24 protein-coding genes are annotated in these 21,658 nt (G+C 69.5%); 9 read left to right on the top strand and 15 right to left on the bottom strand.

What is annotated here, in order from left to right; all coding sequences use genetic code 11:
* Positions 1–461: 461 nt before the first annotated feature.
* Positions 462–878, bottom strand: a complete 417-nt coding sequence (locus OG254_RS45510; RefSeq protein ID WP_405593632.1) for a SnoaL/DnrD family polyketide biosynthesis methyl ester cyclase — start codon at positions 876–878, stop codon at positions 462–464.
* A gap of 204 nt (positions 879–1,082) precedes the next feature.
* Here OG254_RS45510 and OG254_RS45505 point away from each other — a divergent pair, with 204 nt between their 5' ends.
* Positions 1,083–1,943, top strand: coding sequence for a class I SAM-dependent methyltransferase (locus OG254_RS45505; protein ID WP_405593631.1), 861 nt, complete (start codon positions 1,083–1,085; stop codon positions 1,941–1,943).
* Positions 1,944–2,023: 80 nt separating this feature from the next.
* Here the strand turns inward: OG254_RS45505 and OG254_RS45500 are convergent, their stop codons facing one another.
* Positions 2,024–3,211, bottom strand: a complete 1,188-nt coding sequence (locus OG254_RS45500) for an FAD-dependent oxidoreductase (RefSeq protein WP_405593630.1) — start codon at positions 3,209–3,211, stop codon at positions 2,024–2,026.
* Positions 3,212–3,286: 75 nt separating this feature from the next.
* Positions 3,287–4,072 carry a 3-oxoacyl-ACP reductase FabG gene (fabG, locus tag OG254_RS45495; RefSeq protein WP_405593628.1) on the bottom strand — a complete coding sequence of 262 codons (786 nt, stop codon included), beginning with the start codon at positions 4,070–4,072 and terminating at the stop codon, positions 3,287–3,289.
* A gap of 157 nt (positions 4,073–4,229) precedes the next feature.
* On the opposite strand from fabG, the gene OG254_RS45490 reads away from it, so the two are divergent.
* Both OG254_RS45490 and OG254_RS45485 read left to right on the top strand, forming a co-directional pair.
* Positions 4,230–4,970: an SDR family NAD(P)-dependent oxidoreductase gene (locus OG254_RS45490; protein ID WP_405593627.1), complete on the top strand. Its 741-nt coding sequence runs from the start codon at positions 4,230–4,232 to the stop codon at positions 4,968–4,970.
* A gap of 73 nt (positions 4,971–5,043) precedes the next feature.
* Positions 5,044–5,487 (top strand): SnoaL/DnrD family polyketide biosynthesis methyl ester cyclase, encoded by a 444-nt coding sequence (locus OG254_RS45485; RefSeq protein ID WP_405593626.1) that lies wholly within the window; start codon positions 5,044–5,046, stop codon positions 5,485–5,487.
* 60 nt (positions 5,488–5,547) lie between these two features.
* Here OG254_RS45485 and OG254_RS45480 read toward each other — a convergent pair whose 3' ends face one another.
* Entirely contained in the window at positions 5,548–6,381 is an 834-nt protein-coding gene (locus OG254_RS45480; protein ID WP_405593625.1) for an NAD(P)H-binding protein, read from the bottom strand.
* 129 nt (positions 6,382–6,510) lie between these two features.
* Here OG254_RS45480 and OG254_RS45475 point away from each other — a divergent pair, with 129 nt between their 5' ends.
* Together OG254_RS45475 and OG254_RS45470 are read left to right on the top strand one after the other, a co-directional pair.
* On the top strand, positions 6,511–6,960 hold the full coding sequence (locus OG254_RS45475; protein ID WP_405593624.1) for an ester cyclase: 450 nt from the start codon (positions 6,511–6,513) through the stop codon (positions 6,958–6,960).
* 55 nt (positions 6,961–7,015) lie between these two features.
* A complete protein-coding gene (locus tag OG254_RS45470; protein ID WP_405593623.1) occupies positions 7,016–7,408 on the top strand; it encodes a VOC family protein in 393 nt (130 codons plus the stop codon).
* A gap of 107 nt (positions 7,409–7,515) precedes the next feature.
* On the opposite strand, the gene OG254_RS45465 is transcribed toward OG254_RS45470, so the two are convergent.
* The 9 genes from OG254_RS45465 to OG254_RS45425 all read right to left on the bottom strand — a co-directional run bounded on the left by OG254_RS45465 (position 7,516) and on the right by OG254_RS45425 (position 16,757).
* Entirely contained in the window at positions 7,516–8,658 is a 1,143-nt protein-coding gene (locus OG254_RS45465; RefSeq protein ID WP_405593622.1) for a hypothetical protein, read from the bottom strand.
* Between the two features lie 348 nt (positions 8,659–9,006).
* The gene (rfbB, locus tag OG254_RS45460) at positions 9,007–10,005 is read right to left on the bottom strand and encodes a dTDP-glucose 4,6-dehydratase (protein ID WP_405593621.1); all 999 of its coding nucleotides are present in this window, start codon (positions 10,003–10,005) and stop codon (positions 9,007–9,009) included.
* A gap of 1 nt (position 10,006) precedes the next feature.
* The gene (locus OG254_RS45455) at positions 10,007–10,327 is read right to left on the bottom strand and encodes an antibiotic biosynthesis monooxygenase family protein (protein WP_405593620.1); all 321 of its coding nucleotides are present in this window, start codon (positions 10,325–10,327) and stop codon (positions 10,007–10,009) included.
* A gap of 244 nt (positions 10,328–10,571) precedes the next feature.
* Positions 10,572–11,504: an NAD-dependent epimerase/dehydratase family protein gene (locus tag OG254_RS45450; RefSeq protein ID WP_405593619.1), complete on the bottom strand. Its 933-nt coding sequence runs from the start codon at positions 11,502–11,504 to the stop codon at positions 10,572–10,574.
* A complete protein-coding gene (locus tag OG254_RS45445; RefSeq protein ID WP_405593618.1) occupies positions 11,501–12,559 on the bottom strand; it encodes a glucose-1-phosphate thymidylyltransferase in 1,059 nt (352 codons plus the stop codon). The genes OG254_RS45450 and OG254_RS45445 overlap by 4 nt, the downstream gene beginning before the upstream one ends.
* 165 nt (positions 12,560–12,724) lie before the next feature.
* A complete protein-coding gene (locus tag OG254_RS45440; protein WP_405593617.1) occupies positions 12,725–13,873 on the bottom strand; it encodes a nucleotide disphospho-sugar-binding domain-containing protein in 1,149 nt (382 codons plus the stop codon).
* 69 nt (positions 13,874–13,942) lie between these two features.
* Positions 13,943–14,200: an acyl carrier protein gene (locus tag OG254_RS45435; protein ID WP_405593616.1), complete on the bottom strand. Its 258-nt coding sequence runs from the start codon at positions 14,198–14,200 to the stop codon at positions 13,943–13,945.
* 65 nt (positions 14,201–14,265) lie between these two features.
* Positions 14,266–15,492 carry a ketosynthase chain-length factor gene (locus tag OG254_RS45430; protein WP_405593615.1) on the bottom strand — a complete coding sequence of 409 codons (1,227 nt, stop codon included), beginning with the start codon at positions 15,490–15,492 and terminating at the stop codon, positions 14,266–14,268.
* A complete protein-coding gene (locus OG254_RS45425) occupies positions 15,489–16,757 on the bottom strand; it encodes a beta-ketoacyl-[acyl-carrier-protein] synthase family protein (RefSeq protein WP_351194705.1) in 1,269 nt (422 codons plus the stop codon). Before OG254_RS45425 ends, OG254_RS45430 begins: the two co-directional genes overlap by 4 nt.
* A gap of 400 nt (positions 16,758–17,157) precedes the next feature.
* Between OG254_RS45425 and OG254_RS45420 the strand changes: the two genes are divergently transcribed.
* Positions 17,158–17,892, top strand: a complete 735-nt coding sequence (locus OG254_RS45420) for an AfsR/SARP family transcriptional regulator (protein WP_351194703.1) — start codon at positions 17,158–17,160, stop codon at positions 17,890–17,892.
* Positions 17,893–18,002: 110 nt separating this feature from the next.
* Here the strand turns inward: OG254_RS45420 and OG254_RS45415 are convergent, their stop codons facing one another.
* The gene (locus OG254_RS45415; protein WP_405593613.1) at positions 18,003–18,401 is read right to left on the bottom strand and encodes a GtrA family protein; all 399 of its coding nucleotides are present in this window, start codon (positions 18,399–18,401) and stop codon (positions 18,003–18,005) included.
* 76 nt (positions 18,402–18,477) lie between these two features.
* Positions 18,478–18,915: a nuclear transport factor 2 family protein gene (locus tag OG254_RS45410; protein WP_405593612.1), complete on the bottom strand. Its 438-nt coding sequence runs from the start codon at positions 18,913–18,915 to the stop codon at positions 18,478–18,480.
* Between the two features lie 182 nt (positions 18,916–19,097).
* Here OG254_RS45410 and OG254_RS45405 point away from each other — a divergent pair, with 182 nt between their 5' ends.
* From OG254_RS45405 to OG254_RS45395, 3 genes are read left to right on the top strand one after another with little or no spacing between them, the layout of a single operon-like run.
* Positions 19,098–19,883: an SDR family NAD(P)-dependent oxidoreductase gene (locus OG254_RS45405; protein ID WP_351194700.1), complete on the top strand. Its 786-nt coding sequence runs from the start codon at positions 19,098–19,100 to the stop codon at positions 19,881–19,883.
* A gap of 19 nt (positions 19,884–19,902) precedes the next feature.
* Positions 19,903–20,871, top strand: a complete 969-nt coding sequence (locus OG254_RS45400) for an aromatase/cyclase (RefSeq protein WP_405593611.1) — start codon at positions 19,903–19,905, stop codon at positions 20,869–20,871.
* The gene (locus OG254_RS45395) at positions 20,862–21,629 is read left to right on the top strand and encodes a cyclase family protein (protein WP_405593610.1); all 768 of its coding nucleotides are present in this window, start codon (positions 20,862–20,864) and stop codon (positions 21,627–21,629) included. The genes OG254_RS45400 and OG254_RS45395 overlap by 10 nt, the downstream gene beginning before the upstream one ends.
* The last annotated feature ends 29 nt before the right edge of the window (positions 21,630–21,658 follow it).

The raw sequence follows: 21,658 nt of genomic DNA, 5'->3' as shown, positions 1-21,658 counted from the left end.
AGCCATGGCCGTTGCGTGACTGGGGCTTCGGCCGTTTTGACTTCCGTCACTCCGATGACCTCCATGAACTCGGAGCACCGGCCATGGCTTCGAGGACGTGGCTCAGCACCGGACGTCCGCACTCGACGAGCATGAGCGGAGCGCTGATTTCACGCGTCGCGGAGCTCGAAGACCGTGGCCGAAGGGCACTCTGCGTGGCGGAGGCACGTCGGGAAAACGGCACCGAAGAACCGGCGCCGGACAATGAACCACTGCCCCGACGAAAGAACGGCCCCGTTGGCCGAACTGCCACCACCCATACGGAGAAACCCTTTGTGTGGTGTGACTCCCACCTTCTCCACGGTCATCGGGACCCGAAGAAGCTGGTTGGCGAGGCATGAGCCCAACGGTGAGAAGCCGAATCGGACTCTAGCAAGGGCAGCGAGGCCCTCGCAACGAGGTCGATCTCGCCGCGGGAGCGGTCAGTCCGGCAGTACCGGCAGCCCCAGTTGCCGGAAGCAGCCCAGGTCGTCGCGCCATTCGCGGTGGTGCCGGATGCGGCCGTCCACGACCTGGCACAGGTGGAGTTGCTCGGCCGCGAACCGGCGACCGGTGGGTGGCAGGCCGACGAGATCGCCGGTGTGCCGCCCGCTCATCACGAGGTGCGCCGTGACGAATCCGCCGCCCTCCCGGTACTCGATCTCCTCAAAATGTAATTCGGAGAACGCGTTGCGCAGCCAGTCAACGGAATCCGTGAAGCTTTCCGGGCCGCGCTTGTCGGAGCGTTCCAGTGTCGCCGGGTTGAGATATTCCTTGTGAATGTACTCGGCCGCGTCATCCGTCTTCCCGGTGGCGAATGCGTGGAACATACGACGCACCAGGTCTTTCGCATCACTCATGTCCGACTCCCTTTCTGTGTCGCGCTTCGAGTTTCGCTCTTTGCGTTTCGTGGCGTGCGTTTCGTCCTGGCCATCCTGGCCCCGCGCCACACACGCCACAAGACCTCCCCGTAGCGGGTTCGAGAAGTTCTCGACCCGTGCTCATGCGGTGCTCCACCGTCGACCGCTTATCTCTCTGGAAGAGCCGACGATACGGAGGAAAGAATGGATTCGACCGCCTACAAGTCCGGAGTGACGAACGCTTTCAAGAACGCAGCCGACTCCTACGACCGGGGCGGGGTCGGCTTCTTCACGCCCATGGGCCGCCGCCTGGTCGAACTCGCCGCGCCGCAGACGGGTGAGCGGGTGCTCGACGTCGGATGCGGCCGGGGCGCCGCGCTGTTCCCGGCCGCGCGGGCCGTCGGGCCCACGGGACGGGCCGTCGGCATCGACATCGCCGACACCATGATCGAGGCCGCCCGGGCCGAGGCCGCCCGGACCGGCGCCGACAACGTCGATCTGTTCGTCATGGACGCCGAGCGACCGCAGTTCGCGCGCCGCTCCTTCGATCTGGTGCTCGGCAGCTACAGCATCCTGTTCCTGCCCGACGCGCCTGCCGCGCTGGCCCGTTACCCGCGCATCATGACGGCCGAGGGCAGGCTCGCTTTCACCTGCCCCGTCTTCGAAGCGGACTGCTTCCCGTTCCTGCCACCGGTGTTCACCCCGATGATCCCGGCGTCGGTGCTCGCCGCGCTGCCCGCCGACTGGCAGCCGGGCGAACTGCGCCGCCGCTACAACGGTTGGCTGTCCGACGTCGAGTTGCTCCGGTCGACGCTCGGCGAGGCCGGGTTCACCGACGTGACCGTGCTGGACCAGCCCGTGCCGATGACCGCCGAGTCGCCCGCCGCCTGGGTCGACTGGTCGCACACGCAGGGCATGCGGCTGCTGTGGGAGCGGCTCCCGGCGCCGGTCGCCGAGGAGCTGCGCGGCTCGCTGATCGCCGGACTGACCGAACTGAGCGGCGACGACGGCTCGTTGGTGATCGAGACTCCGGTGCGCTTCGTGACGGCTCGCGTCGGCTCCTGACGGGGCGCGCTGCAAGTCCCCCACAGCTCGACAGCGGGCGCCATGATCGCGCCCGCTGTCGCATGGGTTCCGAGCGCCGATCACCCGAGCCTGGCGAACAGCACCTTGCGGAGCGGGGGAACGGCGGCAGCGGTCCGGAGTATCGACTTGAACATCAGGCGCTGCGTCGCGCTTTCGGACACGAACATCCGGGCGGCCCACAGCGACTCGGAGACCGCTTGGAAGCCCTCTCGCCGCATCGCCTCCTCGTACCGGGCCACGGCCGGCCGTGGATCCGCGCTGCCGGTGAGTTCACGAGCGAGGAGCGCGGCGTCGTTGAGCGCCATGTTCGCGCCCACACCGCGCAGTGGCGTCATGCTGTGGATGGCGTCGCCGAGCAGGGTCACGCGCGTCGCCGGCCAGGGGGCAGGGGGAACCGACGTACGGATGGTCACCGCGTTGACCGTGCCCGGGTCGGTCTCGCGGACCATCGCGCGCAGTGCGGGGTGCCAGGACCGGGTCAACCCGGCGACCAGTTCGGCCAGTCGTACGCCGGGCAGGGCCTCGACGTCCGCGGGATAGCGGTGCGCGCCGGCGCCGTAGGCCCACATGAGGTAGCCCTCGTCGGCGCCGGGCTCGTGTCGTGCGACGAACATTCCGGTGCCTCCCGGCGCGACGACCGAGTTGGGGCGTGAGTACAGGCACTCGGGGAGCAACCGCTCGGCGGCGGGCAGGGCGAGGCGGCCGACGACCGAGACCATCCCGATGTCGACGCGGCGCGCGTGCGGCAGGTACTGGGCGCGGACCCGGGAGTTGGCCCCGTCCGCGCCGACGACGAGGTCGGCCGTGGCGCTGGTGCCGTCGGTGAAGCGGCACTCGAACCTGCCGTCCGGGGTGCGTTCGTACTCCTCGAAGCAGGCGCCGAAGCGCACCACGTCGTCCAGTCCCGTCAGCAGGATCTCCCGCAGCATGCCGCGCTCGGCGGAGTAGTGCGGTTCGGCGTCAGGTCCGCCGTCCAGGACGGCCAGTTCCCGCAGGTGCTCGGTGAGGAATCCGAATTCCTGCCCGATCCGTCCGGCCCGCGACAGGAACGTCTCCCACACCGGGGCCGGCAGGCAGCGGCGCAGCGCTCGGGCCCCGGTCGGGTTGATACGGACCCGGTAGCCGTGCAGCGGATCGGTGGGGGTGTGGTGCCGTTCGTAGACGGTCACCTCGATTCCGGCGGCGTGCAGGGCCTGGGCCAGGCAGAGTCCGCCCGTGCCCGCGCCGATTATCGCGACGTTCGCCATCACCCACCGCCTTCCCACCGGTCGGCGGCACGGCCGTCGCGCTGGGGCTGGGGGCATGTGCCGGGTGGGCGCGGATCAGTGGACACCGAAACCGCCGCACACGTTCATCGCCTGGCCGGTGACCGACGCGGCCTTGGGCGAGGCGAGGTAGGACACCATCCAGGCGACCTCCTCCGGCTCGCTGTAGCGGCCGATGGGGATGTCGGACGCCAGGCGGCGCAGTGCCTCGTCCTCGTCCACCTGCCAGATGCCCGCCTGGCAGGCGCGTACGTTGACCGACATCGGAGTCTCCACATAGCCGGGGCACACCGCGTTGACGGTGATTCCGGTCTTCGCGAGTTCCAGCGCGAGGCAGCGGGTGAATCCCACCACGCCGTGTTTGGCCGCCGCATAGGGCGCGCCGCCGACCGTTCCCTGTTTGCCCCACACCGAGGCGATGTTGATGACCCGGCCGTTCTGGCGCTCCGTCATGCGCCCTTCGTTCAGTGCGGCCTTGGTCATCAGGAAAACACCGTTGAGATTGGTGTCGATGGTGGCGTACCACAATTCGGTGTCGATGTTCGCGGTGATTCCCCCGCCCGGCTGGCCGGCGTTGTTCACCAGGATGTCCACCGGCCCATACCGGGCGACGCAGTCGCTCACCAGCTCGGTCACCTGGTCGGGCTTGGTGACGTCGCACGCCTGCCCGCTGACCTCACCGCCGTCCGCGCGCAATTCGGCCACCGTCTTCTCGACGGTTCGGGGGTCTCGTCCGCAGATATGGACGCGTACGCCGTCTGCCGCCAGGGTGGCGGCGATCGCCTGGCCGATTCCGTTGCTCGCGCCCGTGACAATGGCCGTCCGCTCAATAGTGTCAGTCATGGGCTCAAGTTCGCAGCCGCACCTAGCGGCGTACTCGAAGCGGAATGGAAATGCGAATGAGTCGCGAGCCAATGGCATGAGGCTGCTTCAAGTCGATTTCTAGGCGCTCGCGGCACCTTGAGATCCCCCGTCCGCGAGAAAGAGGAGACACAGCAGCATGCGAGGAATCGTCATCACCGGCGGTGGCACGGGCATCGGCCGTGCCACCGCCCACGCGTTCGCCGACGCCGGAGACGCGGTCCTGATCGTCGGGCGGTCGGCGGACACGCTCGCCGAGACCGCGAAGGGGCGGGACGGTATCCACACCCTCCCCCTCGACGTGACCGAGCCGGACGCGGCCGCCACCATCGTCGACACCGCGCGACGGCAGCTCGGGCGGATCGACGTGCTCGTCAACAACGCCGGGATCGCGAGCTTCGCCGGTCTCGGCTCCTTGGCGCGGGCGTCGGTCGAAGCCCAGGTCAGGACGAACCTGATCGCGCCGATCCTGCTCACCCAGCAGGCCCTGGAAGCACTGGAGGAGACGGGCGGTCTGGTCGTCAACATCAGTTCGGCCGGGTCGATCGGGCTCCGCACCATCCCGGACAACTCGGTCTACTGCGCCACGAAGGCCGGCCTCGACGTGCTCACCCGCACCTGGTCCGTCGAGCTGGCCCCGCGCGGCGTCCGGGTCGTCGGCGTCGCGCCGGGCGTGACCGACACCGGTGTGGCCCTGCGGGCCGGGGTGTCCCAGGAACAGTACGAGGCGTTCATGGAGCGGATGCGAGCAGAGATCCCGCTCGGCCGGGTCGGGGCTCCCGAGGACATCGCCTGGTGGATCGTCACGCTGGCCTCGGCCGACGGGGGCTATCTCAACGGCGCGGTGATCCCGGTGGACGGCGCGCTGTCGGTCACGTGAGACCGCCGCGCACCCCCGCGACCGCCCTCCGTCCCCGCCCGTGCCCCGAGGCGCTCTTGTGAAAGGAACGGCCGTGAACAGCAATGTCGATGTCGTCAGGAGGATGGTGCGCGCCTACAACACCGGCGACACCAGCGATGTGGACCAGTTCATCCACCCCGACTATCTGAATCCGGCCTCGCTGGAGCACATGGAGGACAAGAACTGGCGTGGACCGGCCGTGTTCGCGATGGCGGTGTCATGGCTCAGGGCGACCTTCTCCGAGGAGGTGCGCCTGGAGGAGATCCGGTACGAGGAACGCGGTGACTGGGTGCGCGCCTATCTGGCCCTGTACGGCCGCCACATCGGCGACCTGGTGGGGATGGCGCCGACAGGCCGCCGCTTCTCCGGGGAACAGATCCATCTCATCAAGCTGGTAGACGGCAAGATCCGCGACCATCGTGACTGGCCCGACTATCTCGGCACCTACCGCCAGCTCGACGAGCCGTGGCCGACCGCGGCGGGCTGGCGGGACTGACCGCGCGTGCGCGTTCCGCGGCCCCGGAGCTGATCGCTCCGGGGCCGCGAACGTGTGTGCTCAGCCGGTGAGTTGGGCCACATGGTCGCGCACCCACTGGTCGAACGGGGTCGCCGGGCGTCCGGTGACCTTCTCCACCGTGGGCTGCGGCGCGGGTGGGTTGGTGACCGACTCGACCAGGTAGTCGAGGACCATGTCCACCACCGGCTCGGGCATGAACCGGACCATCTCCTCCCGTGCGGTGCGCGGGGTCACTTCCTCGAAGCGGATGTCGGTGCCCGTGACCGCGGCGATCCGGGCGACCTGTTCCGGCTGGTCCAGCAGTTCGGGACCGGTCAGCTCGTAGCAGGCGCCGGCGTGGCCGTCCGTCATCAGGGCCGTGGCCGCCACCGCCGCGACGTCGGTCTCATGGATCAGCGCGCGCCGTGCCTCGGGATACGGGGCCCGGACGACGCGTTCGGTGCGGATCGAGTGCCCCCACTTCCACAGCAGGTTGTTGGCGAACTCATCGGGACGTACGAAGGTCCACTCGGCACCGCTGTCCTCGACCGCGCGTTCCACGGTGCGATGGTGGGCTCCGCTGTGCGTGCTCTCGTCGTGCACCGAGCTGGACGACAGCACCACGATGCGCCGCACGCCGGCCCGCACCGCCCGCTCGACCACCTCGACCGCGGTCCGAGGCACCGGGAACAGGAACATCCGCTCGATCCCGCGCAGCGCGTCGTCCAGGCTGTCGGGACGGTCCAGGTCCCCGGCGACCACCGGCGCGCCGTGCGGGACGGGGGTCCGCCCCGGTGTCCGGGTCATCGCCCGCACCTCGTGCCCCGCCGCCACCAACTGCCGTGTCACCTCTCTGCCGACGTGTCCCGACGCCCCGGTCACCAGATACGTCATGACGCCCGACCTCCTTCCACCCATGGGCCATGTCCTCGGCGTGAGTATTGCGACCGCTCCTTGATGTGTTCTCAAGGAGCGGTCGGAAGACTTTGGAGCCGGCCACAGAACCGAAGGAGGAAACGAGAGTTGACAGCTGCCGACAACAAGAAGCGCTGCCTTGAAATGGTCGCTGCCTGGAATCGCGGGGAGCTGGGCGCGGTGACGGCGCACTGGGCCTCGGACGTCGTCCATCACTCCGAGGACACGATCGTGCCGAACGAGGAAATGGTCCTTCGTATGGAGTCCGGCCTCAAGGCGTTCCCCGATGTGCGGCTGGACGTCAGGAGTGTGATCGCCGAGGGCGATCGGGTCAGTATGTGGATCAGCGTCACCGCCACGCACAAGGGCCCTTTCATGGACATCGCCGCGACCCATCGGAAGGTGACGTGGCACACCGCGGAGGAGTTCCGCTTCGTCGACGGCAAGGTCGTCGAACACTGGGATGTCATCAACTACATGCCCATGTTGCGGGAGTTGAACATGGTCGGATCGGACGTGCGCGGTTGGGGGACGGCCGAGCAGAAAGCGTCCCAGTAGCCCGGAACGGCGAGCCCTGTCGCCGTCAGTCTCCCGAACAGAGGGGAAGTAATTCATGGCCGTGGAACTGAACCACACCATCGTCCTGGTGAAGGACAAGGACGCCTCGGCAACATTCATGGCCGATCTTCTCGGCCTGCCGAAGCCGAAGGAGATGGGCCCGTTCGCGGTCCTGCAGCTCGCCAACGACGTGTCGATCGACTTCATGGACTTCCGGGGCGAGGGCGACATAGTTCCGGGACACTGCGCATTCCTCATCACCGACGACGAGTTCGACCAGATCTTCGGCCGGATCCGCGAGCGCGGCATCGACCACTGGGCGGACCAATACCACCGCGAACCCGGAAGGATCAACGACCGGGACGGCGGGCGCGGGGTCTACTTCGAGGATCCGAGCGGCCACAACATGGAGATCATGACCCGGCCGTACGGCAGCGGCGGGGCTTAGGCATCTCCCGCCTGCGGCGCGTGTGCAGCTGTTGTCGCCGGCGCATTCCACGGGGCCGTCACCCGAGGGCAGGCTTCGGGTGACGGCCCCGTTCGCCATCGCGTCGGTCAGTCGTCCTGGAGTAATCGGTCCCTCGCCAGGAACTCGGCAATGCTTCGGGAGGTATCCCGCGCGATCGCGTGGTCGTTGCGCAGGAACTGCCGGCGCAGTCCCGACAGCCGCACGCGGGCGCGCTGGGAGGCCATCACCCCGGCCAGCGAGAGCGCCTCCTCGGCGGCCTCGGCGGCTCCGTCGATCTCGTCGCGGCCGAGCCGGGCCTCGGCGAGCGAGGCGGCGTGCAGCATCCGGTTGCGCGGCTGGCAGTCACCGAACAGCGCGAGTCCGTGCGCCAGATAGCTCTCGGCCCGTCGAAAGCACCCCAGTTCCAGCCAGGACCGTCCGGCATCGGCGAGGATGACGGCCCGGTTCACCCACTGGACCCAGGGCTTCGTCGAGGCCGGCGCGGCGTCGACGCTCAGCTCGGCCGCCTCGGCGATGGCGTGTTCGCAGCCCGCTCGGTCGCCGAGGGCCGCGCGGACCCGTGCCTCGCGCGTCGCCAGCAGCGCCTGGTGGATGCCCCGGTCCTCCCGGTCCGTTCCCTTGCGTGCGATGCGGATCAGCCGCAGCCCGGCCTCCGGCTCGCCTTCCCAGATCGACCGGTAGCTCATGCCGGACAGGATGTAGGCGGCGAGCGCGCGGTCGCGGGCGACACGGGCCGAGGCGAGCCCGGTCAGCAGGCAGGACCGGGCGAGCCGCAGCAGCCCCAGCTCGGCGGCGAGCCATCCGGCCAGCTGGGCCAGTTCGGCGATGAGACGGTGCAGTTGCACACCGGTCGGCTCGTCGTAGGCGTGGTCCGCGGCCATTCTGCGCGCCAGCTGGAGATCCTGCAGGGCCCATTCCATCGCGAGCCTGGTGCTGGAGATCTCGTCCACCTTGCGCAGTTGCTGAAGGCGCGCGGACAGCATCTGAAGGGCCACCTCGGGGACCTCGTCCCCGTACAGCCGGACGGGAGGCGCCGGCTCGTCCTCCACCAGCCAGGCGACGGCTACGTTGGTCAGGTCGGCCATCGCCACGGGCAGGCTCGGAACGGAGGACACGGTCTGGATGCGGGCGGCCCGGCCCAGAACGGGGCCAGGCGGCGGTGCCCCGGGCCACAGTGCCTCGACGGTGATCGGCTCGCCCAGTCGGTCGGCGAGGATCTCGGCGACCACGTGCGGTAAATGCCGGCGAGGTCGTGCCCCTTTCAACCAATTATAAGGGGCCTTTTTGCTGATTGTTCCCGCTCCGCACTTCTTGTTGATCTCCAGGGCCAACTGTTCCGGAGACCAACGAAGTCTGGTCAAGCACGAGGCGAGCAATGAAGACGTCTCATGGACGGTCATCGTTTCCCCCTAGTGACACAAATGATCTCTGGCCAGTGTTTCCAGCCGCGCTCTGCATCAACCCATGATCGGGAACACTGACTTGAACAGTTCGACCCGAAACGACCGACCGCCCCGGGCCGGGTCCGCGCGTCCAGGACGTGCTAAAGACCCGGGCCCGAAGAGGGAGAGTGACCGTTACCCGCCCCGTGCGTCGTACGCCTTCTCGATGCCGTCCTTGCGCGGGCCCCACCACCAGGTGTTCTCGCGATACCAATCGATGGTCGCGGCGAGTCCGGAGCGGAAACCGCGATGGCGCGGCTCCCAGCCGAGCCGGGTCCGCAGCTTCGTCGAGTCGTTGGCATAACGAAGGTCGTGGCCCGGCCTGTCCAGGACCTTCTCATACCGGTCCACCGGTTTCCCCATCAGTTCGAGGATCATTTCCACGATTGCCTTGTTGCTCACCTCGCAACCGGACCCGATCAGATAGGTCTCGCCGATTCCGCCCTTTTCCAGGATGAGATGGACCGCCTCATTGTGGTCCTCTACATGCGTCCATTCCCGGACGTTGCGGCCCGTGCCGTACAGCTTCGGCGGCCGGCCGGTGAGCACGTTGGTGACCTGACGCGGGATGAATTTCTCCGCGTGCTGATAGGGCCCGTAATTGTTGGCGCAGTTCGAGAGCGTCGCCGCCACTCCGAAGGACCGCACCCACGCCCGCACGAGCAGGTCGGAGCTCGCCTTGGTCGCCGAGTAGGGGCTGGAGGGGTTGTAGGGGCTCGCCTCGGTGAACTTCTCGTCCGTGTCGAGCGGGAGGTCGCCGAAGACCTCGTCGGTGGAGATGTGGTGGAGCCGCCGTTCGTGCCGGCGCACGGCCTCCAGCAGAACGTAGGTCCCCGTGATGTTGCTGCGGACGAAGGGCTCGGGGTCGCGCAGCGAGTTGTCCACGTGGGATTCGGCGGCCAGGTGGACGACCACGTCGGCTTCGGCGACGAGCCGGTCGACGAGTGCCGCGTCGCAGATGTCACCCTCGACGAAGCGGATGTCGCCGGCCACCGCCTTGAGGTTGTCGCGATGGCCGGCGTAGGTCAGCGCGTCCAGCACGCAGACCTCGAACTCGGGTCGCCTTGTCACGGTGTGGTGCACGAAATTCGATCCGATGAAGCCGGCTCCGCCGGTCACGAGCATGCGGGTCATCTCAACTCCGCAATCGGCTCGCGTCGCACTCGCTCACCACGTCGTAGAACCGCGGCTCGCTGCGCGCCAGTTCGCGCAGCCTGCGGGCGTGCTCGTCGAACTCCGGCCCGCGCAGGGCGTCGCGCAGGGCTTCTGCCGTCTCCCATTCGGCCACGTTGGCGTAGGAGCGGGGGTCGTCCGTCGAGCGAACGAGGCGGTAGCGGATGAACCCCGGCTGTCGCGCGAGGTGGTCCGCGGTCTCGGCGAAGGCGCGCTCGAACTCGAGCGGGTCGCCGGGGACGGTGAACCGGTTGATGAAGACGAGCATCGGTTTCTCTGTCATGGTCGATGGCCTTCTGTCGGATCGGTGTGTTCTCGTCGGCCTGTGTGTCGTGCGCCGGGCGTGCGGCACAGCGGTCGCGTGAGGATCTCGCGCACGAGTCCGGCCAGGCTGGTCAGCTCGTCGGGGGGCGTGGGGGCGGGCGGGAAGTCGAGGCGGTCCGGCGCGGGTGCCCTGTCGTGGCGGCCCGCCGGCGGTTCCGGCGCTTGCGGCCACGGCCCGTCCACGGCCTGACGCCGGTGGCCGGTCATCGGGCCGCCCCCGCTCCGGTCAGCGCGCGCCAGGTGCGTTCCAGGCCCAAGGCGAGTGGCGTGCGTGCCCGCCAGCCGAGAAACCTGTGTGCCCGGGTGACGTCGAGGAGGTTGGCGGGCTGGTCGAACCCCCTGCCGGGGCGCAGCCGGACGGTCAGCTCCCGGTCGGTCACCTCGCGGATGACGCCGAGCAGCCGGCCGAGCGTGGTGGCCTCGCCGGACGCGATGTTGACCACGTCGAACGGCAGGTCCGCCGCTTCAGGGCCGAGCCCGGCCAGTGCGGCCGCCGCGTCGTCGACGTAGAGGTAGTCGCGGGTGGTGTCCGGGTCGCCCCACAGTTCGAGCGGGCGTCCCTCGGCGGCGGCGGCCAGCCAGTGGGCCACGACGCCGTACCCGCCGCGCAGCGCGTGCCCCGGGCCGTAGACGTTGGTCATCCGCAGCACCATCCCCGGCACCAGCGGTGCGCGGGACAGCAGCTCCCGCTCCAGGGCGAGTTTGGCCCTCGCGTAGGCCGACTTGGGCAGGGCCTGCGCGTCCTCGGTGCAGGGCAGGCCGTCCCCGGACTCGCTGACCGTCAGGCCCGTGCTGGTCAGTACCACCAGCGGCGGGTTCTCGACGGTCGAGAGCGCGTCCAGCATCCGTACGAACGTCTCGTGGTCGGCCGCCACGCGCTCGGGGCGGGTCTCGGCCAGCCCCGGGGTCACGCTCGTCGCGAGGTAGTGGACGACGCCCGCCGCACTCAGTGCCGCGGCGGGCGTTCCGTCGGGCCGGACCAGCGGGGGCGTGTCACGCGTCGCCGCGACGAACTCCGTCCCCGCGGCCCGCATCCGCTCGCACAGCGCCCGGCCGATGAGCCCGCCCGCGCCGACCACCAGGGCGGGCCGCCGTGCGGGAGCGGTCCGGGCCGCCCTGTTTCGCGGCCCGCTCATGAGCCGATCACGACGCTGCTGTCGTCGCCGAGGAACACCTCGGCCCCGGTGCCCCCGCCGCGCACGCTGGCCGCGCGGCCCACGACCGAGCCCGACAGCCCGTTCACGCCGTGGACGGTGGCGTCCTCCAGCAGGATCGAGTCGGCTATCTCGGCCTGCGTGATCCGGCAGCCGGGGCCGACGGCGGTGTGCGGACCGAGCTTGCTGTCCCGCACCACCGCGCCGGCCGCCACGAACACGGGGCCCACGAGCTCGGATCCGCTGACGGTCGCGTTCTCCGCGACGACCACCGGACCGCGGATGGTGGAGTCCTCGTCCACATGGCCGGTGATGTCGGTGGTCAGCCGTTCCAGCAGGACACGGTTGCAGGCGAGGAGATCGGCGAGGCGCCCGGCGTCCTTCCAGTAGCCCGGGCACTCGTGCCCGACGACACGCCGGCCGGTGTCGACGAGCCACTGGATGGCTTCGGTGATCTCCAACTCGCCCCGGGCGCTGGGCTCGATCGCCCGCACCGCGCGATGGATCGCCGGCGAGAACACGTACGCGCCGACGACAGCGAGATCGCCGACATATGTCTCGGGCTTCTCCACCAGTCGCTGGATGCGCCCGGCGTCGTCGACCACGGCCACGCCGTACTCCGACGGGTCGTCGACCTTGCCCAGCAGAAGCATCGCGTCGGCCCGGTTCGACCGGAACTCCGAGACGAGTTGCCCGACACCTTCCAGTACGACGTTGTCACCCAGGCACATCAGAAAGTCGTCGGATCCGAGGAATTCCCGGGCGATCAGCACACAGTGCGCCAGGCCGTCCGGCCGCTCCTGTTCGATGTAGGTGATCCTCAGACCAAAGTCGCGGCCGTCACCCAGAATTCTCCGGAACTGGTCGGCGCGGTCTCCCACCACGATTCCGACCTCGGTGATCCCGGCCTCGCGAATGACGTCGAGGCTGTAGCGGACCACGGGTTCGCCGGCCACCGGTATCAGTTGTTTCGCGGTGGTGTGGCTCAACGGGCGCAGCCGGATTCCCATTCCCCCGGCGAGAACCAATGCCTTCACAGCTTGCCCCTTATCGACTGTCGGGTAGCGTGATATGCGTTTTCCGTGCTATTCGGTTCACGCACCTCATACTCATCGGGGCCACTTGAACCTGTCTCGGACACGGGTCGAAGAAGTGCCGGGCATTCCCCTTCGCAGGGAAATGCCCGGCACGGTCGGGTCGGGTCAGTTCCGGTGTCCCTCGGCCAACTGCTCGGCGATGCCGGCGACTTCGTCGAGCCCGGGCGCGGCGGCGTTCTCCGTCCGTAGCGCGCGGGCCCCCTCGGCGTACGCGGGCTCGGTGCGCACCTTGCGCAGGGCCTCGGCCACGGCGGAGGGGCTGATGTCCTCGCGGCGTACGACAGCCGCCGCGCCCGCCTCTGCCAGCCGGTCCGCGGTGGCGTGCTGGTCGCCCATGTGGGGCAGGGCCACCTGGGGCAGTCCGTGCGTCAGGGCGGTCAGCGCGGTGCCGATGCCGCCGTGGTGCACGACCGCCGCGCAGCGGGTGAGCAGAAGGCTGAGCGGCAGCCAGGCCGCCGCGCGCACCCCCGGGGGAAGCACGCCGAGTTCGTCGACGAAGCGGTCCGGGACGGCGATGACGGTCTCCAGGTCGTCGCCGGAGAGTTCCTCCCCCAGCTCCTTGAGGACCGTCACCCCGTGGATCATCGGTACGACGCTGCCGAGCGTCACGCAGACCCGGGGGCGCTCGGGTTCCTCCAGCAGCCAGGGCGGCGTGACGCCGGCTCCGCTGTACGGGACGAAGCGCATCCGCTGCGCCGACCGGGCCTGCGGCAACTGAAGGCTCTGCGGGCAGATGTCGATCCGGAGTTCGGCCTTGGCGGGCGCGGGCAGACCGAGGCGGGTGAGGGTGGGGGCGAGCTGGTCCGCGGCGATCTCCTCGGTCTCCGGGGGCAGTTCGAGCCCCCAGTTGTGCCGCAGCAGCGGAACGCCGCGCTGCGCGGCGGCCACCGCGCCGGAGTGCTCGGTGGGCTCCGACACGACGAGGTCGGGCGCCCAGCGTTCGGCGACGGCTACGGTGCCCTCGACCGTCTGCTCCGCCAGCCGGCCGAAGCCGCGGCCGATGTGCTCGGCCGAGGCGTCCCGGGCCCCTTCGCGCTGCGAGGGGTGCGGCCCCTCCCCGGAGGCCATCGCCGCGCGCAGGTCGATGGGCGGGGTCGAGGCCACCGCGGCCAGACCGGATCGGCCCGCCTCGGCGATGAACTGCTCGGGCATGGTGACCAGGACCTGGTGCCCTCGGGCACGCAGCGCCCAGGCGAAGGGGACGAGCGGGAAGAAATGCCCCGCGCTCGGGGCGGTCGTGACCAGGATGCGCATGCGTCTCTCCATGGGGGTCGGGTGCGGTCGACCGGCCCCGGCCCGGCTGCCGGGGTTGGTCCCGCTTCGTCAGGCGGCGTCCGCGAGGGCGTTGTTGACCATGTCCAGCAGCGCCCGGGGCGTCCGGGCCTGCCCGATCGCCTCGTCCTCGAAGCTGATGCCGTAGTCGCGCTCCAGCCGGGCGGCGGTCTCCAGCAGCGCGATCGAGTCGTATCCGAGGAGCCCGAACTCGATGTCGCGGATGTCCTCGTCGGGCTCGACGCCGTCCGCCGCGCCCGCGCACTCCGTCATGATCGTCCGGAGTTCGTCCAGGGTCAGTTCACTCATGCGTTGATCACCTCGCGGTTCGGTTGTGGGGTGTTCCGGAAGGTGCGCCGGTGCCGTCCGCGAGGTCAGCCGGGGACATGGGGAGCCCGGACGACCATCGCGGCGTTGAAGCCGCCGTGTCCGCGGGCCAGCACCAGCGCGACCCGCAGCGGTGCGGGCCTCGGCTCGACGACCAGGTCGATCGTGTACTCGGGGGCTGGCCGCCCCACGTTGACGGTGGGCGGGATGACGCCCTCGCCCAGCGACAGCAGCGCGGCGGCCAGGTCCAGGGCGGCGCCGCCCGAGTAGAGCCGTCCGGTCATCGTCTTGGGGGCGGTGACCGGGACTCCGCCCGGCCCGAAGACGGCGTTGATCGCCTCGGCCTCCGCCCGGTCCAGGTCCGGCAGTCCGGCGGCGTCGGCGAAGAGGACGTCGACGTCGGACGGGCCGAGCCCGGCGTCGGCGAGCGCGATCTCGATGGCGTCCCTGAGCCGGGGCGCTCGCCCGCTGCCCGGGCGGGGGTCGAACGTCGCGCCGTATCCCGCGATCTCGCCGTACGGTGCGGTCGGGCGGCGTCGCGCGGCGGCACTCGCCTCCTCCAGGACAAGGATCGCGCCGCCCTCCCCGGGGACGAAGCCGTGCGCCGCTGCGCTGAAGGGCACATATGCGGACCGCGGGTCGTCGCTGGTGCTCAGCCGACCGGTGCTGAGCTGCGCGACCCAGCCCCAGGGGCACAGGCTGCCGTCCACTCCGCCGGAGACGACCAGTGCGAGCCCGTCGCGCACCAGCCGGCGCGCCTGGGCGACGGCGTCCAGCCCGCCGGCCTGGTCGCTCACCAGGACGCCGCTCGGGCCGCGCATGCCGTTGCGGATGGAGATCTGGCCGGTGTTGACGGCGTAGAACCAGGCGAAGGACTGGTAGGAGCTGACGTACCTGCTGCCCTTGCTCCACAGCTTCTCCAGCTCCCGCTGTCCGAACTCGAAGCCTCCGGAGGAGCTGGCCGTGACCACTCCCATGGAGAACTCCGCCAGCCGGTCCGGTTCGGCCTGTGCGTCCGCCAGCGCCCAGTCGGCCGCCACGAGCGCCATCCTGGTCATGTGGTCCGTCTGCGGCAGCAGACGGCTCGGCAGGTGCTCGGCCGCCTCGAAGCCGGGGACCTCACCGGCGAGCCGGGCGGGGTAGCCCTGTGCCTCGAACCGCATCAGCGGGGCGATCCCGCTGCGGCCGCGCAGCGTCGCGTCCCAGTAGGCGCGTGTGCCGAGCCCGTTGGGTGCGGCCACGCCGAGCCCGGTGACCACGACCGAGGTGCTCATCGGGCGGCCGCTTCCGGGCCGGCGAGCACCATCGCGCTCTGGAATCCGCCGAAGCCGCTTCCCACGGTCAGCACGGCGTCGGTCCGCTGCTCACGCGCGGTCTTGGGCACGTAGTCCAGGTCGCAGTCCGGATCCGGTTCCTCGAGGTTGGCCGTGGGCGGTATGACGTCGTGCTTGATGGCCAGCGCGCACGCGGCGATCTCCAGGGCTCCGATGGCGCCCAGCGAGTGGCCGATCATCGACTTGATGGAGCTGACGGGGACTTGGAAGGCGTGCGCTCCGAAGCTGCGCTTGACCGCCGCTGTCTCGTGGCGGTCGTTCTGCCGGGTGCCGGAGCCGTGCGCGTTGACGTAGTCGATGTCGTCGGGGCGCAGCCGCGCCTGTCCGAGCGCCGCGGTGATCGCCTCCGCCATCTCCCTGCCGTCCGGTCGCAGACCGGTCATGTGGTAGGCGTTCGACCGCGACGCGAAGCCACGGATCGTCGCGTACACATGGGCCCCTCGGCGCAGCGCGGCCTCCAGCGGCTCCAGGACGAAGAACGCGCTCCCCTCGCCGAGTACGAAGCCGTCGCGGCTGCGGTCGAACGGCCGGGAGGCGTGTTCCGGGTCGTCGTTGCGGGCTGTGGTGGCCTTGATGGCGTCGAAGCAGGCGACGGTGATCGGGGAGATCGGCGCGTCGGTGGCGCCGGCCACGGCGACCTTCGCGGCTCCCTCCCGGAGCAGCCCGCACGCATGGCCCACCGCGTCGAGCCCGGAGGTGCATCCCGTGGAGACGACCGACACCGGGCCCTCCGCCTCGACCGCCCAGGCCACTTCGGCGGCCAGCGAGCTCGGGACGAAGTAGCCGTACAGGTGCGGGACGGCGTAGGTGTGGTCGACCAGCCACTCGCGGCCGCCGTCGCTGACCGTCGAGTACTCCTGTTCCAGGCCCATGGTGCAGCCGACGGCGCTGCCCACCGTGACGGCCACGTCCGCGGGGTCGAGCCCGCCGCCGCCCAGCCCGCTGTCGGCGAGGGCCTCCCGGGCGGCCGCGACACCCAGTTGCGCGGCCCGGTCCATCCTCCTCAGCTCCTTGGGCGTGAAGCCCTCGGCGCGCGGGTCGAAATCGCACTCGGCCGCGACGCGGGACCGAAACGGGGAGGGGTCGAAGAAGGAAATGGTGCGCGTTGCGGTACGACCGGACGTCAGGAGTTCCCAGAACGCATTGGTGCCGATTCCCCCTGGCGCCCGGACTCCGATTCCGGTTATCGCCACACAGTAGTCCATGGAAATCCTCTCGAGCCGACAAGTGCGGCCCATTGAAAAAGGGCGGACTGCGACACACTCGCAGCTCAGCCGCACGCCATCCCGATCATTCGAATCATGCGGTCCGAGCATGCACAGCAGCTGCTCGAAAGGGACTCGAAGGGGCCTTGACCGATCGGCCGAATCGCGGGGAAACCAGGACTCAAGCGTGAAAGTTGCCCTCTGCACTGATCAGGAGGCCGCTGACCGGAGCCGAACACCTTCCTGACGAAGTTGACCATCCTGACCGGGTCCGCGTATTTAAAAACACCGGACCGCGGCGTAAGAATACCGGCGGAGAGACTATTTTCCGCACCGTGTACTTGGAGTCAGCTTGGAGATACGAATACTCGGCCCCGTATCCATCGAACCGATCGGGACGGTGAGCTCCCGACTCGCCCCGAAGCCACGCAAGATTCTGGCTCTGCTGTTGCTCAACGCGAACAAGATCGTATCGACTGCCTCACTGATGACGGAGCTCTGGGGCGAGACGCCACCCAAGAGCGCGACGACGACCTTGCAGACCTATGTCCTGCATCTGCGCAAGGCACTTGGCGCCCTATGGGAAATCGATCTGCCTGACATAGCCAAGAACGTGCTCACCACACACACCAACGGCTACATGCTCAGCATCTCGCCGGGGACCGTCGACCTGCATGTCTACAACAGGCTGGTGGCCGACGGCCGGCGGGCACTGGAGGAAGGTCAGATCGAACGTGGGGCCGCCTGCTTCGACGAGGCTCTGGCGCTGTGGAGCGGTCCCCCGCTGGCCGACGTGCCCATCGGCCCGTTGCTGGAGGCGGAGGTCATTCGTCTGGAGGAGGACCGGCTCGGCATCCTGGAGGACCGGATCACCGCCGACCTACGACTCGGGCGGCACCACCAACTGCTGGGCGAGCTCACCTCGTTGGTCGCCCAGCACCCCTTTCACGAGGGGCTGCACGAGAAGTTGATGGTGGCATTGCACCGGTCCGGCCGGCGGCACCAGGCGCTCAACGTCTACCAGCGCCTGCGCTCGTCGCTCGTGGACGAGCTCGGTATCGACCCCTCGCCCCGGCTGCAGCGTCTGCACCAGTCCGTCCTCGCCTCCGACCCGAGGCTGGACAACGCGGCCTGACCACCGCTGCGGGGGCCGGGCGTTCGCGGGAGATCCCCCGACCGCCCGGCCCCCGCAAGTACATCAACGCCCTGCACGGTTCCGGCAGGCGCGCGGGCCGCGGCCCGCCGTCACTCACGCCTACGGGCACCCGTGACGGCGGGCCGATCCCGTGGCAGGAACACCCACTTCTTGTAGCTGAGGAACCGGACCAGCGAGGCCACGGCGACGCCGATGAGCAAGGCCACGTGGTACGTCACCGCATCGTCCCGGGCCAGCACATGGACGGCGAAGCCGATGGCGAGGAGCTGGATCAGCAGGCCGGCGCCGTTCAGGACGAAGAACACGGCGTACTCCTGGACCAGGTTGCTCCGTCTGCGGTGCCTGAAGGTCCACCAGCGGTTACCGGCGAAGGAAAGGGTCGTCGCGAGCAGGGTGGCGATCGCGTTCGAGGCGAGCGGCCCCACCCGCAGTCCGACATGGAGAACGCTGGTGCCGGCAATGGCCACGGTGGAGTTGATGATCCCCATCACTCCGAAACGGGCGAGTTCTCCGACGAGCAGCGTATTCCGTCGGCCTGCCGGCGGCCTCTGTACGGCTGCGCCGTCAGGCGGCGATGTCATCGCGCGCAACCACGCGGTGCCGCACGCGCAGGCCACCTTCGTCCACCAGGACATCGTCGCAGGTGGTCGACATGAGCACCTTCGGCGAGCCGCCGACCTCCGTTTCGATGATCAACGCGTAGCTGGCCACCAGCACCGTGCCGTCCTCTCCCGGCTCCACCGCGGACATGCCGATCCAGTGCCGACGGACACGGCCGGCCGCGCTCAGCTCGGCGGACGTCCGACGCGCGGCGCCGGCGATGGCCGTACGCCCTCGCGCGGGCTCACTGCGGCCGTTGGCCGAGAAGACGGCGTCCTCGGTGAACGTGTCCGCCCATGCATCGGCCTCCCCCGAATCGAGAAGCCGCATCTGCGTGGCGTAGAACTGCTCCACTCGGGCGCGCAGTTCGCTGATGGTTCCCGGCACCACGGTCTCGGTCATTCGGCCCTCTCCTCGTCTGCGGACGGCTGGCTTTCGTCTCGCAGCATTCCCATTCCTCCTTGAACACGCCTAGACGACGGGTGGAACGCCTCTCCGCCCCGTTTCGACCTTTCCTCAAGGCCCTGTTGAAAAAGTGCGACGCACCCGAACACAACCCGCCCGCGGGCACAGGAGGATGGCAGATGACCGAGGACGCCTCGCGTACCGCGCTGATAACCGGCGCCACCAGTGGAATCGGACTGTCGGTCGCACGCACTCTGGCGGCCAAGGGGATGCGTGTCTTCATCTGCTCCCGGAACGCCGACGACGTCGCCCGAACGGTCAAGGAACTGCGGAACCTGGGGTCGCAGGCCGACGGCGCCCAGGCCGACGTGCGCGACCGCGAGGCGATCGAGACCCTGGTGAGCAGGGCCGTTGCGGCGTTCGGCGGGGTCGACGTGCTGGTGAACAACGCCGGCCGCAGTGGCGGCGGGGTCACGGCCCGGATCAGTGACGAGCTGTGGTCCGACGTGATCGAGACGAACCTCACCAGCGTGTTCCGGCTGACCCGCGAGGTCCTGGTCAACGGCGGAATGCTGGAACGGGGCTGGGGCCGCGTCATCAGCATCGCCTCCACCGGCGGAAAGCAGGGCGTGGTGCTGGGCGCCCCCTATTCCGCCTCCAAACACGGCGTCGTGGGATTCACGAAGGCCCTGGGTCTGGAACTCGCCAAGACCGGGGTGACCGTGAACGCGGTGTGCCCCGGTTATGTCGAGACACCGATGGCCGAGCGCGTACGGCAGGGATACGCGGCAGCGTGGGAAACCACGGAGGCGGAGGTCCTCGAACGATTCGAAAGCCGCATTCCCCTGGGCCGCTACACGACACCGGACGAGGTCGCAGGAATCGTCGGATACCTGGTGACGGAATCCGCCGCGCCCATCACGGCGCAGGCCGTCAATGTGTGCGGCGGGCTCGGCAACTACTGATCCGGAAGGGGACGACACCATGACGGCACCGACCATGCGTTCCACCGAGCACTCCATCACCGTCGCGGCTCCGGCCCGGCAGGTGTACGACATCGTGGCCCACGCCGCCGACTGGCCACACCACTTCACGCCGACCCTGCATGTGGAGATCCTGGAATCCGGCGGCGGCGAGGAACGCCTCCGTATCTGGGCCACCGCCAACGGCGAGGTGAAGTGCTGGACGTCCCACCGCGTCCTCGACTCCGCCGCGCTGAGCGTGCGTTTCCGTCAGGAGGTCTCGGCGCCCCCGGTGGCCTTCATGAGCGGCGAATGGCGGATGACGCCCCTCGACACGCAGACCACACGAGTGACGCTCCTGCACGAATACGGCGCCGTCGACGACGAGCCGCAATCTCTGCGGTGGATCGACCGGGCCGTCGACACCAACAGCGCCGAGGAACTCGCCAGGCTCGGGCAAGCCGCCGAACTGGCCGGCCTTACCGATGAACTCCTGCTCTCCTTCGAGGACTCGGTCGAGATCGCCGCGCCGCCACCCGCGGTCTACGGCTTTCTGCGCAGCGCGGGCGAATGGCCCCGGCGCATCCCGCACGTCGACCGGCTGGAGCTGACCGAGCAGGCCGACGTGCAGCACATGGACATGGACACCCGCACCGCCGACGGCTCGGTGCACACGACGACCTCGGTGCGGATCTGCCTGCCCCCCGACCGGATCGTCTACAAGCAGGTCGTCACCCCCGCCCTGATGACCGCCCACACCGGTTCCTGGCGGGTCACGGCGCGAGGGAAGGGCACGCTGGCCACGTCCCGCCACACCGTGCTGCTCGCCCCGGACCGCGTGGGCGAGGTGCTCGGCCCGGACGCCACCCTCGCCACCGCGCGGGACTTCGTCCGCAAGGCCCTCGGCCGCAACAGCACGGTGACGCTGGAGCACGCCAAGGCGTACGCCGAGGCTCTCGCAGCCGGTACGGGGGAGGGCTCATGCGCCTGATCGACCTCTCCTCCCCGGTCGACGCCACGTCGTGGGAGCCGGACCCGATCGAGCACTCGATCATGACCCCGGCTCAGGGCGCACAGCACCTGGTCGCGGAGATGCAGGAGCACTTCGGACTGTCCCTGGACCCCGACGAACTGCCGGACGGGGAGTTCCTCAACAACGACACCCTGACCCTGACCACTCACGTCGGTACACATGTCGACGCCCCGACCCACTACGGCTCGACGGCGGCGTACGGGCAGCCGAAGACCATCGACCAGGTCCCGCTGGAGTGGTTCTACCGTCCGGGCGTGGTGCTGGACCTCACGGCGGCGGGCGTGGGCAGCGTGGACGCCGGCTTCATCGCCGGCGAACTCGACCGAGTCGGCCACGAAGTGCAGCCGTACGACATCGTGCTGCTGCGCACGGGCGCCGAGGAATGGAGCGGAACCCAGCGCTACTTCACCCACTTCACCGGGCTGGACGGGTCGGCCGTGCACTACCTGCTCGACCTGGGGGTCAGGGTCATCGGCACGGACGCGTTCAGCCTGGACGCCCCGTTCACGCACATCATGGAGCGCTACGCCGAGACCCGGGACCGCAGTCTGCTGTGGCCGGCGCACTTCGCGGGCCGGGAGCGGGAGTACTGCCAGATCGAGCGCCTGGCGAACCTCGGCGACCTGCCCTCCTCCGGCTTCACGGTGGTCTGTTTCCCGGTGCGGGTCGCTCGCGCCGGAGCGGGCTGGGCACGCGCCGTCGCGGTCCTCGATTGAGCCCGCCCGAGTACTCGACGACGGCGCGG

Source organism: Streptomyces sp. NBC_01092 (assembly GCF_045039535.1).
Taxonomy (GTDB): Bacteria; Actinomycetota; Actinomycetes; order Streptomycetales; family Streptomycetaceae; genus Streptomyces.
Note: the sequence above shows the minus strand (reverse complement) of the source record. Positions and strands in the feature narration are given on the sequence as shown.